Source organism: Sphingobium sp. SA2 (assembly GCF_032227065.1).
GTDB lineage: Bacteria > Pseudomonadota > Alphaproteobacteria > Sphingomonadales > Sphingomonadaceae > Sphingobium.
Genome location: NZ_JAPMXX010000001.1, coordinates 35,121 through 50,662, shown reverse-complemented (window position 1 = coordinate 50,662; position 15,542 = coordinate 35,121). Strand labels below are relative to the sequence as shown.

General features: G+C 61.0%; 13 protein-coding genes. 7 read left to right on the top strand and 6 right to left on the bottom strand.

Annotated elements, in window-relative coordinates; all coding sequences use genetic code 11:
* Positions 1-35: 35 nt before the first annotated feature.
* Together OVY48_RS00225 and OVY48_RS00220 are read right to left on the bottom strand one after the other, a co-directional pair.
* On the bottom strand, positions 36-1,343 hold the full coding sequence (locus tag OVY48_RS00225; RefSeq protein WP_237748780.1) for a glycoside hydrolase family 1 protein: 1,308 nt from the start codon (positions 1,341-1,343) through the stop codon (positions 36-38).
* A gap of 12 nt (positions 1,344-1,355) precedes the next feature.
* Positions 1,356-3,683, bottom strand: coding sequence for a TonB-dependent receptor (locus OVY48_RS00220; protein ID WP_313921601.1), 2,328 nt, complete (start codon positions 3,681-3,683; stop codon positions 1,356-1,358).
* Positions 3,684-3,884: 201 nt separating this feature from the next.
* On the opposite strand from OVY48_RS00220, the gene OVY48_RS00215 reads away from it, so the two are divergent.
* Positions 3,885-4,526 carry a TetR/AcrR family transcriptional regulator gene (locus OVY48_RS00215; RefSeq protein WP_037473580.1) on the top strand — a complete coding sequence of 214 codons (642 nt, stop codon included), beginning with the start codon at positions 3,885-3,887 and terminating at the stop codon, positions 4,524-4,526.
* Between the two features lie 41 nt (positions 4,527-4,567).
* On the opposite strand, the gene OVY48_RS00210 is transcribed toward OVY48_RS00215, so the two are convergent.
* The gene (locus OVY48_RS00210) at positions 4,568-5,635 is read right to left on the bottom strand and encodes an aromatic ring-hydroxylating dioxygenase subunit alpha (RefSeq protein ID WP_037473581.1); all 1,068 of its coding nucleotides are present in this window, start codon (positions 5,633-5,635) and stop codon (positions 4,568-4,570) included.
* A gap of 88 nt (positions 5,636-5,723) precedes the next feature.
* Here OVY48_RS00210 and OVY48_RS00205 point away from each other — a divergent pair, with 88 nt between their 5' ends.
* Positions 5,724-6,668, top strand: a complete 945-nt coding sequence (locus OVY48_RS00205) for a LysR family transcriptional regulator (protein WP_037473583.1) — start codon at positions 5,724-5,726, stop codon at positions 6,666-6,668.
* Here OVY48_RS00205 and OVY48_RS00200 read toward each other — a convergent pair.
* The 3 genes from OVY48_RS00200 to OVY48_RS00190 are packed head-to-tail and all read right to left on the bottom strand — an operon-like array spanning position 6,655 to position 10,421.
* A complete protein-coding gene (locus OVY48_RS00200; RefSeq protein ID WP_037473585.1) occupies positions 6,655-7,566 on the bottom strand; it encodes an NAD-dependent epimerase/dehydratase family protein in 912 nt (303 codons plus the stop codon). The two genes, OVY48_RS00205 and OVY48_RS00200, sit on opposite strands and share 14 nt — an antisense overlap.
* Entirely contained in the window at positions 7,563-8,117 is a 555-nt protein-coding gene (locus OVY48_RS00195; RefSeq protein ID WP_037473586.1) for a cupin domain-containing protein, read from the bottom strand. The genes OVY48_RS00200 and OVY48_RS00195 overlap by 4 nt, the downstream gene beginning before the upstream one ends.
* 27 nt (positions 8,118-8,144) lie before the next feature.
* Entirely contained in the window at positions 8,145-10,421 is a 2,277-nt protein-coding gene (locus OVY48_RS00190) for a TonB-dependent receptor (RefSeq protein WP_037473588.1), read from the bottom strand.
* 123 nt (positions 10,422-10,544) lie between these two features.
* On the opposite strand from OVY48_RS00190, the gene OVY48_RS00185 reads away from it, so the two are divergent.
* The 5 genes from OVY48_RS00185 to OVY48_RS00165 all read left to right on the top strand — a co-directional run bounded on the left by OVY48_RS00185 (position 10,545) and on the right by OVY48_RS00165 (position 15,539).
* Complete coding sequence (locus OVY48_RS00185) at positions 10,545-11,459, top strand: LysR family transcriptional regulator (protein ID WP_037473590.1); 915 nt, start codon at positions 10,545-10,547, stop codon at positions 11,457-11,459.
* Between the two features lie 81 nt (positions 11,460-11,540).
* Positions 11,541-12,656 carry an FAD-dependent oxidoreductase gene (locus OVY48_RS00180; RefSeq protein ID WP_037473592.1) on the top strand — a complete coding sequence of 372 codons (1,116 nt, stop codon included), beginning with the start codon at positions 11,541-11,543 and terminating at the stop codon, positions 12,654-12,656.
* Positions 12,657-12,686: 30 nt separating this feature from the next.
* Positions 12,687-13,589 (top strand): VOC family protein, encoded by a 903-nt coding sequence (locus OVY48_RS00175; RefSeq protein ID WP_037473593.1) that lies wholly within the window; start codon positions 12,687-12,689, stop codon positions 13,587-13,589.
* Positions 13,590-13,605: 16 nt separating this feature from the next.
* Positions 13,606-14,763 carry an alpha/beta hydrolase family protein gene (locus tag OVY48_RS00170; RefSeq protein ID WP_037473594.1) on the top strand — a complete coding sequence of 386 codons (1,158 nt, stop codon included), beginning with the start codon at positions 13,606-13,608 and terminating at the stop codon, positions 14,761-14,763.
* The gene (locus OVY48_RS00165) at positions 14,760-15,539 is read left to right on the top strand and encodes a cyclase family protein (RefSeq protein ID WP_313921598.1); all 780 of its coding nucleotides are present in this window, start codon (positions 14,760-14,762) and stop codon (positions 15,537-15,539) included. Before OVY48_RS00170 ends, OVY48_RS00165 begins: the two co-directional genes overlap by 4 nt.
* Positions 15,540-15,542 lie beyond the last annotated feature (3 nt).

The window sequence follows — 15,542 nt, the reverse complement described above, 5'->3', positions numbered from 1 at the left end:
CCTAGGTAATGGGGACGAGGCGATAGGGGCGCACGTCAGATGCTGTTGTCGCGGGCGTACCGGCCTAAATGCAAGGCACTGGGCTTCATCGTGCGCCGAAAGGTCGTGCGATCGACAGCGACCAAGCCGAATTGGGCAGTGTAGGCGCGGTTCCATTCGAAATTGTCGAGCAACGACCAGTGAATATAGCCGCGGACATCGACGCCATCCTGGATGGCTCGGCCAAGACCGGCCAACGCCCCGTCGATATAGGCGATCCTGCGACTATCGTCAGCCGTCGCGACGCCGTTCTCGGTCACGATCACGGGTCGGCCAGTGGCCTTGGCTGTCCAGCGGACCGCTGCTTCAAGCGCTTGCGGATAAAATTCCATTTCGGTCTGGGTCAGTTCCACACCGGCGGGCGGCGGCAGGTCTGCATCCTTGCCGACCAAAGCCCGGCCGTAGGTCTGGACCCCGACAAAATCATCCTTCGCCACGGCCGCGAACCAGGGCGCGTAAACCTGTGCGATCTTGTGCTTGAGACCTTCGGGGTCAGGGCCAGCCTGTTCGTCGGCCACGGCGAGGCTAAGGCCGAGTTGCAGGTCGGGCCGCACCGACTTGATCGCCTCCACTGCTCGGCGGTGCGCGTCGGCCTGAATCGGTCCCGCGCGCGCGGCATCGAAGATGGGTGTGGACGAGAAGCGGTTGCTACCGACCGCCTTCGCGGCGGCGGCGTTGGCCTGTGCAAAATAGGGCATGGTGGCGCGGAAGCCCGGCTGCCAGGAAAGTTGCGCCGCCAGATTGGGTTCGTTGAACGTCAGGCCATGACTATAGTTGGCCCCAAGCGCCTTTGCGGCCCGCTCGCAAAAGCGCAGGAAATGATCGACATTGGCAGCTTCTTCCCAGCCGCCCTTCGCCGCGAACCAGCGCGGGACGGTGAAGTGGGAATAGGTGACCATGGGCTGGAGACCCATTTCAGCGCATCCGTCAATCATGGCCCGGTAGTGATCAAGCGCAGCCCGTGAATATTCGCCCGCTTCCGGTTCGATCCGCGACCATTCAATCCCGAAACGATAGCAGTTCAAGCCCATTTGCTTGACGAGCGTCATATCCTCGCGCCAGCGGTGATAGCTGTCACAGGCATCGCCGGAGGGGGCGGCAAAATTGTTGGGCTGGAGATGCTCCATTACCCAGCTGTCGCTGTTGACGTTGCCGCCCTCCACCTGATGCCCGGCGGTCGCTGCGCCCCACAGGAAGTCGGGGCCGAGCTTGCGTCTGGCGGCAAGAGCGGGTCCAGCAAGCGTCGCGGCAAGGCTGCCCGCCGCAATTTGCATCATTGAGCGGCGCGAAATGTTGGAATGCATTAGGTGCCTCCTTTAGAAGCGGAACTGGATGTTTGCGCCGACCGTCCGGACGGAATCGAACCCGAATTGCTGGTTATAGGATGCAATCCCCTGAATGGCGTCTCCTGCGTCCAATCCAATGAAATTGGGGTTATATTCGTTCGTGCAGTTCTTGCAGAAGATGGACAACCGCATGCCGTTGTCCAGGCGCACGCCCGCGCTGGCCCCGATCAGGTCGAGCGTCGGCACTGTGGCACCGGGCGCACCATTGATCAGATAGTTGATCGCAGTGCGATGATACCAGTTACCCTCTATGAAGGGATGGATGAAGCCGTCCGTCTGCACTTCATATATGGCTTGCAGCGACGATGTGAATTTCGGTGCCGTCGGCGTGCGGCGACCGGCGGCGTTGAAGGAGCCGGTTGTTGCGCAGCTAGGAGTGGCCTGGCCAGGATAGCATTCCGCGCCCGCGAAATCGTCGAACTTGGAGCTGAGAAAGGTCGCCGAGCCATTGAGCGACAGGCCCCGGAACGGATTGGCGTTGACGGTCAACTCGACGCCCTTGCTGGTTACGGACGCCGCATTCTGGATGATGAAGCTCTGCAGCTGCGTGTCGAGCGACTGTGTCTGATACTGGTCGAACTTGGTGTGGAAGGCAGAGGCATTGACGATCAGCCGGCGATTGAACCAGCTGGTCTTGAAGCCGATTTCCGCCGTGTTCGATTTTTCCGGCTGCACCACCAGCGGCGCGTTCGGGGTCGCGCCGGTATCGTTGAAGCCCGGCCCTTTATAGCCGCGACCGTATGAGCCATAGATCATGGCGTCCCGTGTCACCTGATATTGGCCACCGACACGCCAGCTGAAATCGGTGTTGCTGTATGATTCGACGATAGCACCCGGCACGCCCAGGGTGACGAAATATGCGCCGCGATTCTGGTCCAGGTCGATGCCGATCTCGTCGCGGGTGACTCGTCCGCCGGCAAAAATTTTGAACTGATCGGTCACGGCGAAGGTCAGCTGGCCGAAGGCGGCATAGCTGTCAGTCGTCATGCGATAGCTGTTGTCGCGGCCAAGGAAATAATCGTTGCTGGTCGAACAGGTCGGAGGAAATGCCCCAGGTACGGCGGTAGCACCGACGCAGAAGGGAAAAGTCGGCAGTAGGAAATCGGGCAGATAATTATTGCCGGCAATCTGGCTTCGCTGTTCGATCGTCGAATGGAAATAATAGAGCCCAGCCTGGCCGCTCAGGCGGTTTTCGGCAGGCAAGGCGATACGCAACTCGTTTGAGAATTGGTCATAATCGGCATGGGAAGAATTGATGTTGGCACCGTTGCTGTTGGTGAAATCGGTGTCGAGTTGAGCATCAAAATTATAGAATTTCCAGGCGAAGATATTGCTGACGACGATACCGTTATCGGCCGTATAGGCAAGCGAGGCCTGGGCACCACCAAGTTTCAGATCACGCCAATATCCACCGTCTCCTGCGACGGAGAAGTTCCGGTCGCCTGGAACGATGCCAGAGGCAGCGAGTGGATCGGCATTGATGCTACCTGCGCCCAGCTGGCGATAGCTTCGGTCGTAAATGCCCGCAACACCATGCGATTCCGCATATTCGCCGATGACGTACAGTTCGAGGGCGGGCGTGATCTCTTGTAGATATTTGACTCGGGCGCCGTACTGCTTGCGATCAAGGTCATTGCGCACGCCGCCTGTCCCAACGAAATGGGTGCCCGGCTCTTCGATTGAATATGTGCCGTTGATCCGCAGCGCGCCGCTCTGGCCTACCGGGACATTGACTGTCTGGCGGGCGATCGCTGACCAGGACTGTTCGTCGCTGCCGGGCGTATCCCGATTATTGAGTTCCAGATTAGTTTCGCTCTCGAACTTGCCGATCTTGGGTCGTGTTGACACGACATTGAGCAGGCCAGCCGAGGCATTCTTACCGAACAGCAATCCCTGCGGGCCATTGAGAACTTCAACCCGTTCGACATCGTTGAAAAGGCCTTGTGCCAGAAACGGACGGCCCAGATTGACGTCGTCCAGCGCGGTTGCGACGCTCGAATCGATCGTGGTCGCGAACGCCTGCGTACCCACGCCGCGGATTGCAAAGCTGTTATCGTTGCCGACCTGAAGGCTGGGCGCTGCGAGGGCGACCTGGGTGAGATCATTGAGGTTGCGCGACTTGAGCGCGTCACCGCCCAATGCGGTCACGCTGACAGGAACATCCTGCAGCCGTTCAACGCGGCGCTGCGCCGTCACGACGATTTCAGCGACGCCTTCGCTGGGCTGTTCAGTCTGGGCGTAGACGTTCGGAGCCATCGAAGCCAGGCTCGCGCCCACGAACAACATTGTCTTGCGCATATATATCCTCCCCTATCGGTCATGCAGTTGGCCTGCGCTTGCGTCATGCTTTGATGTGATACATACAAACAGTCAACGCTGTTTGTATGTATGGTTATCGATCGATTTTAGTTATGGATGACGTGCTTGCACACTGCAGCGCGACATTGCAGATCGTTGCAAGCCAGTCCTAGTCGCCAGCCTTAGTGAAAGTGCAATCATATGTCCGATCAGAGGGGTTCCAGGCCCCGTCGAACGCAGGAAGAGAGGACGGCACAGACGCGGCTGGCGCTCATTGAAGCAGCGATCGCCGTGATCGGCGAGTGCGGATATGCCGGTGCCAGCACCGCGCTGATCGCGAAGAAAGCAGGCGTTAGCCGTGGCGCGATGGTGCATCATTTTGCAACCCGCGCCGCACTGATGGCCGAGGTGGTGCGGCATGTTTTCGATGACGAGATGGCTACCTATGAAGAGATCCGGCTGCGAACCGGGATCGGCAATCAGCTCTACGACTGGCCCAAGCTCCTTTGGACGGTTCTTAGCCGCCTGTCGGGAATGGCCGTACTTGAAATCCTTCAAGCGACCCGCAGTGATCAAGAACTGGCGGCGCTCGTGGTCCCGATGCAGGAGGCCGTCGAGCAATCTGCTCTCAAGGCGATACGCAGTGCCTTTGGCGGAGATGAGAAACTCGCGCTTTCCGTGATGCGACTGATGGTCTGGTCTGTCCGCGGCCTTTCGATCGCAGAACGCTATCTTCCCCACCGCGCCGAAACGCAGGATGCCGTCGAACTGCTAGGCCAATTGCTTCGTCAGGCTGCGCCTGACGGGACGATCGGACCCTTGCAGTCTTTGATGGACGAATGAGATCGGGTAGCCGACAGCGCGCCTTCTCACCGTCCATCGCGTCAAGCAACAGACATCTCTTCGCCCGCTTGTGCGCGGAATAACCGCTGGATGAACTGGCGCGTCTGCCGCCCGCCAACGTCGCTTGCGATGTCCAGCATCGGGCGGTCAGGTTCGCGCGCGATTCGCTTCTGCTGCATTTCTAGGACCAACTGATCTTCCTTGAACGTGCGCGCTGTTTGCTCGAACACTAAGTCGGGAATATCGCCCTCGACAATGTTGGTCGACATCGACCAGAAATAATGGGTGCTACTTTCGGTTTCCGGGGTGATGCCGTGGAAACCCAGCATCGACAGGCCATGTGATCGATCACCGTCATAGGCGCCCGTGCCTTCGTCGCAGGCGCCGGTGTGGATGCGGATGAACATCGGATGGAATTCGATTTCCTGCCAGCGATCGACCAGCCCGGCAAAGCCGGCCGCCGCGACGTAAGTCGGCGGCGGGACCGAGGATGGCATCCGCCGTTCGACGCGGACGCCGTCTGCCAGCCGGGTCGCCTGCGTCGGCGTCCTGAAATGCAATTCGGGATCGCCGCCGATCGTCAGCGGATGGATATAGGGCAGGTGTGACAGGTCCATCAGATTATCGACCAGCAGTTGCCAATTGCCCTGCACGTCATAATGAGCGCTGCGCCAGGCCCAGCCCGGATCATTATGCCAGGGATGATCGGGAATGGCGGCAGGATCGGCCTTCGCCGCGTCGCCCATCCAGATCCACAACAAGGCGTCCTTTTCGACAAGTGGATAGCGGCGGATACGTGCGGTGGCCGGAATCTTGTCTTGCGCTGGAATGCGGACACAGGCGCCGTCGGCGGCGAATTCAAGGCCATGATAGGTGCAACGGATATTGTCCCCGACGACCATCCCCTCGCTCAGCGGCATGGCGCGGTGGCAGCAGCGATCCTCCAGCGCGGCGACCGCCCCGGCTTCGGTGCGGAACAGCACCAGCGGCTGATCCATGATCGTGCGGGCTGTGCGCGTGCCAGGCGTCAGTTCATGGCCCCACCCCGCGACATACCAGATGTCGGTAAGGAAAGAGGACTCGCCGGCGGATGCGGGCTGCTGGGTCAATGCGCTCTCCTGTCTTGTCTCACACATGGCTTAGCGCGTTTCGAACTAATTTATGTAACTAGTTATGCTGATATGGTAGATCAGCGATATGGATTACCGTAGACTGGACCTGAACCTGTTGGTGGTGCTCGACATCCTGCTAGAGGAGCGCGGAGTGCATGCCACCGCACGGCGGCTGAACATGAGCCAGCCCAATGTTAGTTTTGCGCTCGGCAAGCTGCGCCAGTTTTTCAGTGATGCATTGCTGGTGCGCATCGGCAACGCCATGCAGCCCACGCCCCTGGGCGATCGGCTGCGCGAACCGGTTCGACGGATATTGGAGACGGTCGACGCAGAATTGATGGGCTTGCCGGTCTTCGATCCGCCCCGTTCGGAACGTTGCTTTGCGATCAGCACTTCGGACATCGGCGAACTGGTTTTCCTGCCGACCCTGCTGGAGGTGCTGAAGCATCGCGCGCCGGGCGCCACATTGCGCTGCCATTCCATGCCGCCCCAGGAACTGGAAAGGGCGATGGCGGACGGCGTGGTCGATATCGCGCTCGGCTATTTCCCGGACCTTCAGGGCAGCAGCTTCCTGTGTCAGACCCTGTTCGATCATCCCTTCAGCTGCATTGTGCGGCGCGATCACCCGACCATCGGCGACAGCCTGTCGCTCGACCAGTTTCTGGGCCTGGGTCATATCCTGGTGTCGCAAAAGGGGCGCAGCCAGGAATTGGTCGAAATGCGGATGCAGCAACTGGGCCTGTCGCGCCGCATCCAGTTGCAGTCGCCCCATTTCATGAGCGTGCCGCTGCTGGTCGCCGGGTCCGACCTCATCTCCACCGTGCCCCATGCGGTTGCGGCCATCCTGGCCACCATGGCGCCGCTCAAGCTGTTGCCGCCGCCGTTCGAAACACCTCTCATCAGTCTTCAGCAATTCTGGCATAGACGGGTCGACGGCGATCCGGCGATCGTCTGGTTTCGCACGCTGATCGCCGAACTGTTTCTGGGCCGCGACCCGTCCATGCCGGTAAACTGCTCTATGGCGGGCTGATTGCTGCCATCACGGATGCAATTAATGCGTCGAGGCTCTCGTCCGCGCGGAAGCCGGCCGAGAGCGCCGCGGGCGTCGCCAGAGGCGGCAGAGAGCCGAACAGTCGCTCGATGTGAGGATCGGGCGCATGATGGACGAGAGAGCGATCGGAAAAGAGGCACCCCACCAGTTCTCCGATCGAAACGCGCAAGGCCGGGCACGTCAGGCTGCGCCCGTCATTGATATCGCAACCGAGGGCATGGACCAGATTCCAAGCCGCCTTTCGTGCCGATAGCAGCCAAATCGTGGCTTCGACTGATATGGGCAGCACTATGGGACGTTGGTCCCTGGCGGCATGGAACAGATCGCTCATGAATGCAGATACGAGCCCGCTGGGTGCAGCGGGGCGGGCGACGATGCCGGGTAAGCGCAGGCTGATCCCGCGCACGCGGCCTCGCCGCGTAAACTGGACCAGCGCGCTCTCGATCATTTGCTTGTGGGCGCCATAGAGTGTGGTGGGGGCGGGAAGAGTTCCGTCATCGACATCAGCTGCTGGCGTTCCGAACACGGCGATTGAGCTGGCATAGACGAAGCGGCAGCTATGCGTCGCCCGGTCGAGATGCTCCAGCATGGCGAGCGGCGCATCGACATTAACGCAGCGGGCGAGGGCGGGATTCTGCTCCGTACCGCCACCTGGGATGGCGGCGAGATGAAGGATGGCATCGACCCCTTCAAGCAGCGAGCCCAACTCGCCGGTTGCGGCCAGATCAAAAGGCATCGCCTCAAATCCGCTGCCGTGCGGGATCGGCGGTGCGGTCCTGTCGGTAAGCCACACGGCGCTAAACCCGCCCAGCTGCACCAGCAGGTGCACGACCTCACGCCCAACGAATCCGGCCGCTCCGGTTACCAGCAACGTCATGCCAGATCGTCGCTGAATACACCGTCGATCAGGATGAACACGATCCGGCAGGACGCGCCTGACCGATTGATCCAGCCATGATTTGTCCCGCGCTGGATAATGATATCGCCTGCGCACGCGACGGTTTCTCCAACGTCCATCATTAAGGTGATCTCGCCCGACAGCACGATCCCATAGTCGATCGAGCGGGTGCGATGGAAACTCGCGTGCCGATTTGACGTTTTGCCGACATGGGCGTCGCTGCCGCCGATCGCGTCGAACACGGCGTCGAAATCCGCCCCGGCCTGCTCGGGCGGAATATCAAGCAGGCGAATACGCGTCCCGCCTACTGGAGGCGCCAGCATGAGGCGATCCTCCGGCGGTTCGGCATCCTCCAGGTCGAGGACGGCTGGCGTTTGCCGGGTATTCCAAACTTCGTAAAAGACCAGCCCTTCTTCGCCCAGATTATCAAAGACCCGCGCTGGTGCCGCATCACTGGTGACGCGCGACCGTAGCTTCTCATCATGGCCGGTCACGATCCGGCGAAATGGGGAACCGGGCTCCGTACCCATGCTATTCTCCCGCTGCGCGATGGCCGATCAAAATCGGAAGCCAGCGCGGATGCCGTAGGTGCGGGGCGGGCGTAGCTGGTTATAGATGACACCGGGCTTCGCGGGGCTTTGCAGCGAGTTGGCGAACACCAGTTCATTTTCGATGTTGTTGACGAAGCCGGTGAGCGAAAAATTGCCCGATGGCGTCTCGTAGGACAGGCGCGCGTTCGACATCATATAGCTGCCCTGTCGGCCCAGATCGAGAAAATCGAGCGAGAGATAGCGCGATGTTTCGATCCGTGTGTCCATAGCGGCTATGATCCGGCCATGATCGCCCAGCTGGAATCCATGTTCATAGCCGAGGTTAAACACCCATTTGGGCGCGTTGACCAGCGGACGGCCTGAGCAGTTGACGTTGAATATACGCGCCGCCGGCGATGCGCCGGTCAGGGTAGTTGGCGTGACCGCGCAGCCGATAACGGGCGCAATGCCCGTGGTCGAATAGGCCTGATAGATCAGTTCGTCATATTTGGTGTGGAGATACTGGATGTTGGCGGAGAATTGGGCGTTGGCGGACGGCTGGAACAGCGCTTCCAGTTCGAGGCCGTAAATGGTCGATTTTCCGGCATTCTCCGTGGTGAAGACCGGGCCGAAGATCGGGCCGCCTGGGGTGCTGGCGACCTGAACGGGACCAAGATGCGAAATCTGCTGGTCCTTATATTTCCAGTAAAAGGCTTCGGCGTTGACCTGCACCTTGTTGTCGAAGAAGCGGTTCTTCGACCCGACCGTATAGGCCATCATATTTTCCGGCGCAGAGTAGTTACGACCTGTCGCGGCAAACAGTGCGCCCGATTTGAAGCCCGTCGCGGCCGAAGCGTAAAGCAGCGAACGTGGACCGACGTCGAATTCTACGCCTACTTTCCAGGTCAACTTGTTGAAATCAACGTTCGTGCGCGGATTGCTGAGGATGTCCAGGATGATCGGTGTGAAATTGCCCTGAGCCGGATTGACGAAGCCGACGAAGGGCAGCGTGTGCGCCTCGGTAGCCTGACGCTTGGTGTCGGTGGTGTAGCGCAAGCCGCCGGTCACGCGGAATTGATCCGAGAAGGACAGCGTGGCCTGGCCGAACGCTGCAAGGCTTTCGGTATCCAGCTGTGAATTGAGACGGGTGCCGTTACTAGCCTGGTCGAAAAACTGCCGGGCGCTGACATCTTCGGCGAAGTAATAGCCGCCCACCACCCATTCCACTGGTCCGGATCGACTGGCGAGCCGGGTTTCCAGCGACATCTGGCTCGACTTTTCCTGAATGTCGATCAGAAAGCTCGACGCATAGGAACGGAAATCAAGGTCCGTCTTGCGGTAGGCGGGCACCACCGTCAGCGTCGCGAAACCCAGATCGGCATTGACCGTCAGCGCCGCGCCGAAGAAGCTATTGTCCTGATAGCCATCGTCGCTGGCGATCGCCTGCGGCACCGGGCGCGTGGGAGAGCGGGCGACATAGGCCGCAATGACGCGCGGATCGCTCGGCCCCAGACGCGTCTTGCCGTCGAGCAAGGGCATGATGGTGCCGCCCGATCCCATGCCGCCGACATGGGCATAATCGACCGACAGGGTGGCATCCAGGCCGGTGCCGGTTTCCCCGCGCAATTGGGCACGCACGGCTTGCGTATCTTCATCGTCATAGCCGTCGCTATAATAGCCGTCGCGCTGCACATATTGGCCTGCGACCCGGAAGGCGACCCTGTCGCCCAACGGCAGATTGAGCGCTGCTGATCCCTTCAGCGCATCGTAATTGCCATATTCCGCGTTGATATAGCCGCTCGTCTCACCAAGCTTGGGCTTGGCGGTGATGACGTTGACGGCGCCGCCGGTGGCGTTGCGGCCGTACAGCGTGCCTTGCGGTCCTTTAAGCACCTCGACCCGTTCGAGATCGTAGAAAAGACCGGCCGGCGCGGCCGGGCGGGAGAGATACACGCCGTCGAGGTTGAAGGCGACGCCCTGTTCGGCAAAAGCGTTGGCGCCGAAGGTGCCGACGCCGCGCAGATAGATTTGCGTGAAGGATGCCGCAGGTGCGACCTGCAACGCAGGCACGACGCGCGTCAGGTCATTGGCCTGGGTGATACTCTGCTGGACCAGCGTGTCGCCGGTCACGGCGCTGACGGCGATGGCGGCATTCTGGAGATTTTCGCTGCGGCGCTGCGCCGTGACGATGATGTCCGCGATGCCGCCCCCATTCGCCTGATCATTGCCCGCTCCTGCCTCGGCGTGAACGGGTAAGATCGGCGTTAAAAAAGCGGTGGCGGTCGCTAGCAGGGCTGCCTTCATGGTCGTCTCCTCTCCAAATGCGCGCGCCTGATCCGGCGCGTCTGTCAGGAAAGCCTAGACAGGAAGGGCGCATAGGTTAAATCGTTTGATCTTATCGGTATCCAATCATAGAATGGATGGATTATGCGTTTTCGCGGTCTCGACCTCAATCTACTCGCCGTGTTTCAAGGGCTGATGCAAACCCACTCGGTGTCGGAAACAGCGCGTCAGATGCATCTGAGCCAGCCCGCCATGAGCGCTGCCTTGTCGCGGTTGCGGGATTATTTCGGTGATCCTCTGCTCGTCAGTCATGGCAAGCGCATGTATCCCACCGCCTTTGCCGAGAGCCTCTCGCCCCTCGTGCGTGAATGTCTTGGCGGGATTGAAACGCTGCTGGCGACATCGGCATCATTCAATCCGCAATCGTCTCAACGGCTCTTCAAGGTCATCGCATCTGACTATGTTGTCGCCGCCGTCATCGCCCCGTTGCTGGCGCGCCTTGCGGTCGAAGCCCCGACCGTCACGGTCCAGCTCATGTCGCCAGGCGAACAAAGCACATCGCTGATCGCGGCGGGCAAGGCTGATCTGATGATCAGCCCGCGTGAATTCCTGTCACAGGATCATCCGAGCGAACTGCTGTTTGAAGAGCAGCATGTGGTGGCGGGATGGAGGGGCAATGATCTGCTGTCCACGCCACTGGACGAGAAGCGCTTTCTGGCCGCTGGCCATGTCGCCATCGCGATCGGCGCGCTATCCAATGCGGCTTTCGCAGATCGACAGCTGACCCTCATGGGTAAGCATCGGCGTATCGAGGTGTCTGCATCGTCCTTTACAACCGTCCCCTGGCTGCTGGTCGGAACGCAGCGGCTTGCCATTATGCATGAACGACTGGCGCTTGCGGCGGCCCGGATGTTTCCGATCGTCTATCAGCCCTTGCCATTCCCCTTCCCGGTGATGGAAGAACTGGTGCAGTTTCATCAGACACGCGCAGCAGATGAAGGCCTGCGCTGGTTACGGTCTCAATTACGCGCTGCCGCCATCCATAAAAATCACGGATAAATAATCATCCAAACAATCGAATTTTGATATTTTTTTTCGACGCTAGACTTGCCTCCACGGGATAAGAGTGGAGAGCGAAGTTTGGACGCGCAGCGGATTCTGGTCATCGGTGGCGGCATTGGCGGACTGACCGCAGCGATCGCACTTCGCGCGAAAGGGCATGACGTTCATGTCATCGAACGCGACCCCGACTGGTCGGTCTATGGCGTTGGCATCATACAACAGTCGAACGTCGTCCGGGCCATGAGCGACTTGGGCCTGCTCGACGATTATCTTTCGGCAGGCGTCGGCTTCGACGCGGTGGAGATATTCCTGCCCGACGGGACGATGATCGCGCGGGTGCCTTCGCCCCGGCTGGTGGAGGGGAAGCCCGCCAATGTCGGAATCGGTCGTCGCGCGCTGCACAAGGTGCTGGGCGACCGCACGCAGGCGAGCGGCGCAACTGTCCAACTCGGTGTAACAACGGCGTCGATCGATGATGATGGCGCTGGCGTCGACGTCGCTTTTTCCGATGGCGGTTCGGGTCGCTACGATCTGGTCATCGGCGCCGACGGCGTCTATTCGCAGACCCGATCTGCCCTTTTTCCCGATGCACCCGGACCACAGTTTACCGGCCAGGCCGTGTGGCGCTATAATTTCGCGCGGCCTGAGGGGCTGGACGCGCTTCAGGTCTATAATGGGCGAACCGGGGTGGGGCTGGTGCCAATCTCCAGCGCCCTGATGTATATGTATGTGACCACCCCGGAGCCGGACAATCCGCGCTATCCACGGGAAGGTCTGGCCGCGACCATGCGCGGCAAACTGGCGGAGACAGCGCCTGCCATCCGCGCGCTTGCCGAGCAGATCGTGGATGATGAAGGCGTGGTCTATCGACCGCTGGACGGGCTGCTGGTCGATGGCCCCTGGCACAAGGGCCGGGTCGCCCTGCTGGGCGACGCCATACACGCGACGACGCCGCATATGGGACAGGGCGCAGGCATGGCGATCGAGGACAGTCTGGTCCTGGCCGACGAATTGTCGCGCCACGACGATCTGGATACAGCCTTCACCGCCTATCGCGACCGGCGTTTCGATCGCTGTGCCTATATCGTGCGCGAAAGCCTGGCCATCTGCCACGGCCAGATCGGCCGGGGTCCGCCGGTCGACAATGCCAAGGCCACCCACGCCATGTTCGCGATCGTCGCCCAGCCAATCTGAGGCGCGCCCTTTTCCCAGGAGTTATCTACCATGAGCCGTGTCACTGAAATTCGTTATGTCGGCTATGCCGTTCCCGACCTGGAGGCCGAACGCGCCTTCTATGCCGAACAGTGGAAGCTGGTCGAGGCGGGCGAGAAGGACGGCATGACCTATTTCGCCGCTGACGGCGGCGAAGAGGGCTATGTCGTCCGCCTGCGCGCCGCAGCGGACAAGCGCATCGACGTGATCGCGCTGGCGGCCGACAGCCGGGCCGATGTGGATGCGCTGCACGACAAGGTGGCGGCATCGGGCGCGCGCATCATCTTCACGCCGAAGGATTTGGATACGCTGGGCGGCGGCTATGGCTTTCGCTTCTTCTCGCCCGACGGCCTGCCGTTCGAGATTTCCAGCGACGTCGCCGTCCGCACGCCCCGCTTGCTCAGCCGCTGGGAGGGCGTTCCGCAGAAGATCAGCCATATCGTGCTCCATTCGCCCGATCACAAGGCGATGGCGCAGTGGTTCTGCGACGTGCTGGGGTTCAAGATCAGCGACTGGCTGGGCGATTTCATGGGCTTCCTGCGCTGCAATGCGGCGCACCACCGCATGGCGATCCTGCCTGGACCGCCCTGCCTCAATCATGTCGCCTATGACATGTTGAGCGTCGATGACATGATGGTGGGCATCAACCGCCTGCGCCAGAAGGGCACCGACATCCGCTGGGGTCCGGGCCGGCACACGGCGGGCAACAACACCTTCAGCTATTTCACCACGCCCGCGGGCTTTGCGGTCGAATATACGTCGGAACTGGAGGAGGTGGACTTCGAAAACCATGAGGCCAAGGTCCATGTGCCTGGCCCCAAGACGATGGACCAGTGGGGCATTGGCGTCGGTGGCCCGCAGACCATGCCGCACCCGGAGGCCGATACAGGCCTGTTCCAAGCCGTAGAAGCGTGAAGGGGCAAGCATAACCATGGCCCTGTTCGAATATTTCCCCAACTATATCTGGAACCTGTCGGTTTCGATCGCGATGGAGTCGGGCGCGCAGCTTGGCGAGATCATCGACATGTGCCAGCCGATCCGCGACGCGGCGGCCAGCGGCGCGGACGCGGGCACGCCGCAATTCATGGCGCAGTGGGCGGCGATGGGCGACAAGCTGATCGGGCTGGCGCAGGAGGATGAAGCGCGCGGCCGGGCCTTTTCGGCCTCCGACAAGCTGGAGCGGGCCGCCCTCTATCTTATCACCGCCGAACGGATGCAAGGCCATGGCCATCCGGGGCGCAAGGACACCTATGCCAAGGCGCTGGCCGCGTTCGAAACATCGACGAAGCTGGGTAGCCTCAATCGCGAGCGGGTGGATATCCCGCTGACAAACGGCACCATGCCCGCCCTCTACACCCGCGCGCCTGGTGAAGGCCGCAAGCCTGTCGTCGTCTATTGCAACGGTCTCGATAGCTGCAAGGAGCTGCTATACTGGTCGCGCTTGCCCGAAGCACTCGCGCGGCGTGGTATCTCGACCCTGTGCGTCGATCAGCCCGGCAGCGGGGAAGCGCTGCGTTTGCAGGAATTGCCCGTCGATCCGCACAGCGAAAGCTGGGCCAGCAAGGCGGTGGACTGGCTGGAAACGCAGGATGATGTCGATCCCGCCCGCATCGGCATGACCGGCATTTCGCTGGGTGGCCATTTCGCGCCGCGGGCCGTGGCCTATGAACCGCGCTTCGCCAGCGGCGCGGTATGGGGCGCCAATCATAATTGGGCGGAGGTGCAGCAGAAACGCCTCAACCGCGAAGGCGAAAATCCGGTGCCGCATTATTGGGCGCATGTCATGTGGGCGTTCGGCGCCAGCGACATGGAGGATTTCCACGCGAAGAGTGCGGACATGAACCTCAACGGCCATATGGACCGCATTACCGTGCCGTTCCTGGTGACGCACGGCGCCAAGGATCGGCAGATCAGCCTGTCCTATGCCGACGATCTCTACGACCAGCTCGTCAACAGCCCGCGCCGCGAGAAGGTAATCTTCACTGATCGCGAAGGCGGTGTCGAGCATGTCGGCGCCGACAATATGGCCTATGGTCGCGACGTCATTGCCGACTGGTTCGCCGAAACGCTGGGAGGCCGGACCGCATGAGCCGCCGTTTCATTGATCTGTCGATCACGCTCGACAATGATGTGGTGTCCGATCCACCCTTCCTACGTCCCAAGATCACCTATCAGACGCATGGCGAGACGGTGGGCGAACTCCAGCATTTCTTCGCCGGCGTCACCGCAGACCAGACGCCCGACGGCGCGGGCTTTGCGGCTGCGGAATGGGTGACGCTGACGACGCATAACGGCACGCATCTTGACGCGCCCTATCATTATCATCCCACCATGGACAATGGCGAACGGGCGATCACCATCGACGAGGTGCCGCTGGACTGGTGCTTCCGTCCGGGCGTCAAGCTCGACTTCCGACACTTCGCTGATGGCTATGTGGTTACGGCGGCCGATGTCGAGGCCGAATTGGCCCGCATCGGCCACGACCTCCAGCCGCTTGATATCGTCCTGGTAAACACAGCGGCGGGCAAGGCGCTGGGGCGGCCCGACTTCGTCGATGTCGGTTGCGGCATGGGCTATGACGCGACCATGTATCTCACCAGCCGCGGCGTGCGCGTCACCGGCACCGATGCCTGGAGTTGGGACGCGCCGTTCAGCTATACGGCGCAAAAGGTGAAAGAAACCGGCGACACGTCGCTGATCTGGGAAGGGCATAAGGCGGGCCGCGACATCGGCTACTGTCATCTCGAAAAGCTGCATAATCTCGAAGCACTGCCCGGCAACGGCTTTATCGTCAGCTGCTTCCCCCACAAGATAAAAGGCGCTTCGGCGGGCTGGACCCGCGCCGTCGCGATCATCGAGGACTAGGCT

What these genes read in the sequence shown, in the direction of transcription:
- OVY48_RS00225 (WP_237748780.1), bottom strand. Translation starts at nt 1,343, where the DNA reads ATGCATTCCAACATTTCGCGCCGCTCAATGATGCAAATTGCGGCGGGC.
- OVY48_RS00220 (WP_313921601.1), bottom strand. Translation starts at nt 3,683, where the DNA reads ATGCGCAAGACAATGTTGTTCGTGGGCGCGAGCCTGGCTTCGATGGCT.
- OVY48_RS00215 (WP_037473580.1), top strand. Translation starts at nt 3,885, where the DNA reads ATGTCCGATCAGAGGGGTTCCAGGCCCCGTCGAACGCAGGAAGAGAGG.
- OVY48_RS00205 (WP_037473583.1), top strand. Translation starts at nt 5,724, where the DNA reads ATGGATTACCGTAGACTGGACCTGAACCTGTTGGTGGTGCTCGACATC.
- OVY48_RS00200 (WP_037473585.1), bottom strand. Translation starts at nt 7,566, where the DNA reads ATGACGTTGCTGGTAACCGGAGCGGCCGGATTCGTTGGGCGTGAGGTC.
- OVY48_RS00195 (WP_037473586.1), bottom strand. Translation starts at nt 8,117, where the DNA reads ATGGGTACGGAGCCCGGTTCCCCATTTCGCCGGATCGTGACCGGCCAT.
- OVY48_RS00190 (WP_037473588.1), bottom strand. Translation starts at nt 10,421, where the DNA reads ATGAAGGCAGCCCTGCTAGCGACCGCCACCGCTTTTTTAACGCCGATC.
- OVY48_RS00185 (WP_037473590.1), top strand. Translation starts at nt 10,545, where the DNA reads ATGCGTTTTCGCGGTCTCGACCTCAATCTACTCGCCGTGTTTCAAGGG.
- OVY48_RS00175 (WP_037473593.1), top strand. Translation starts at nt 12,687, where the DNA reads ATGAGCCGTGTCACTGAAATTCGTTATGTCGGCTATGCCGTTCCCGAC.
- OVY48_RS00170 (WP_037473594.1), top strand. Translation starts at nt 13,606, where the DNA reads ATGGCCCTGTTCGAATATTTCCCCAACTATATCTGGAACCTGTCGGTT.
- OVY48_RS00165 (WP_313921598.1), top strand. Translation starts at nt 14,760, where the DNA reads ATGAGCCGCCGTTTCATTGATCTGTCGATCACGCTCGACAATGATGTG.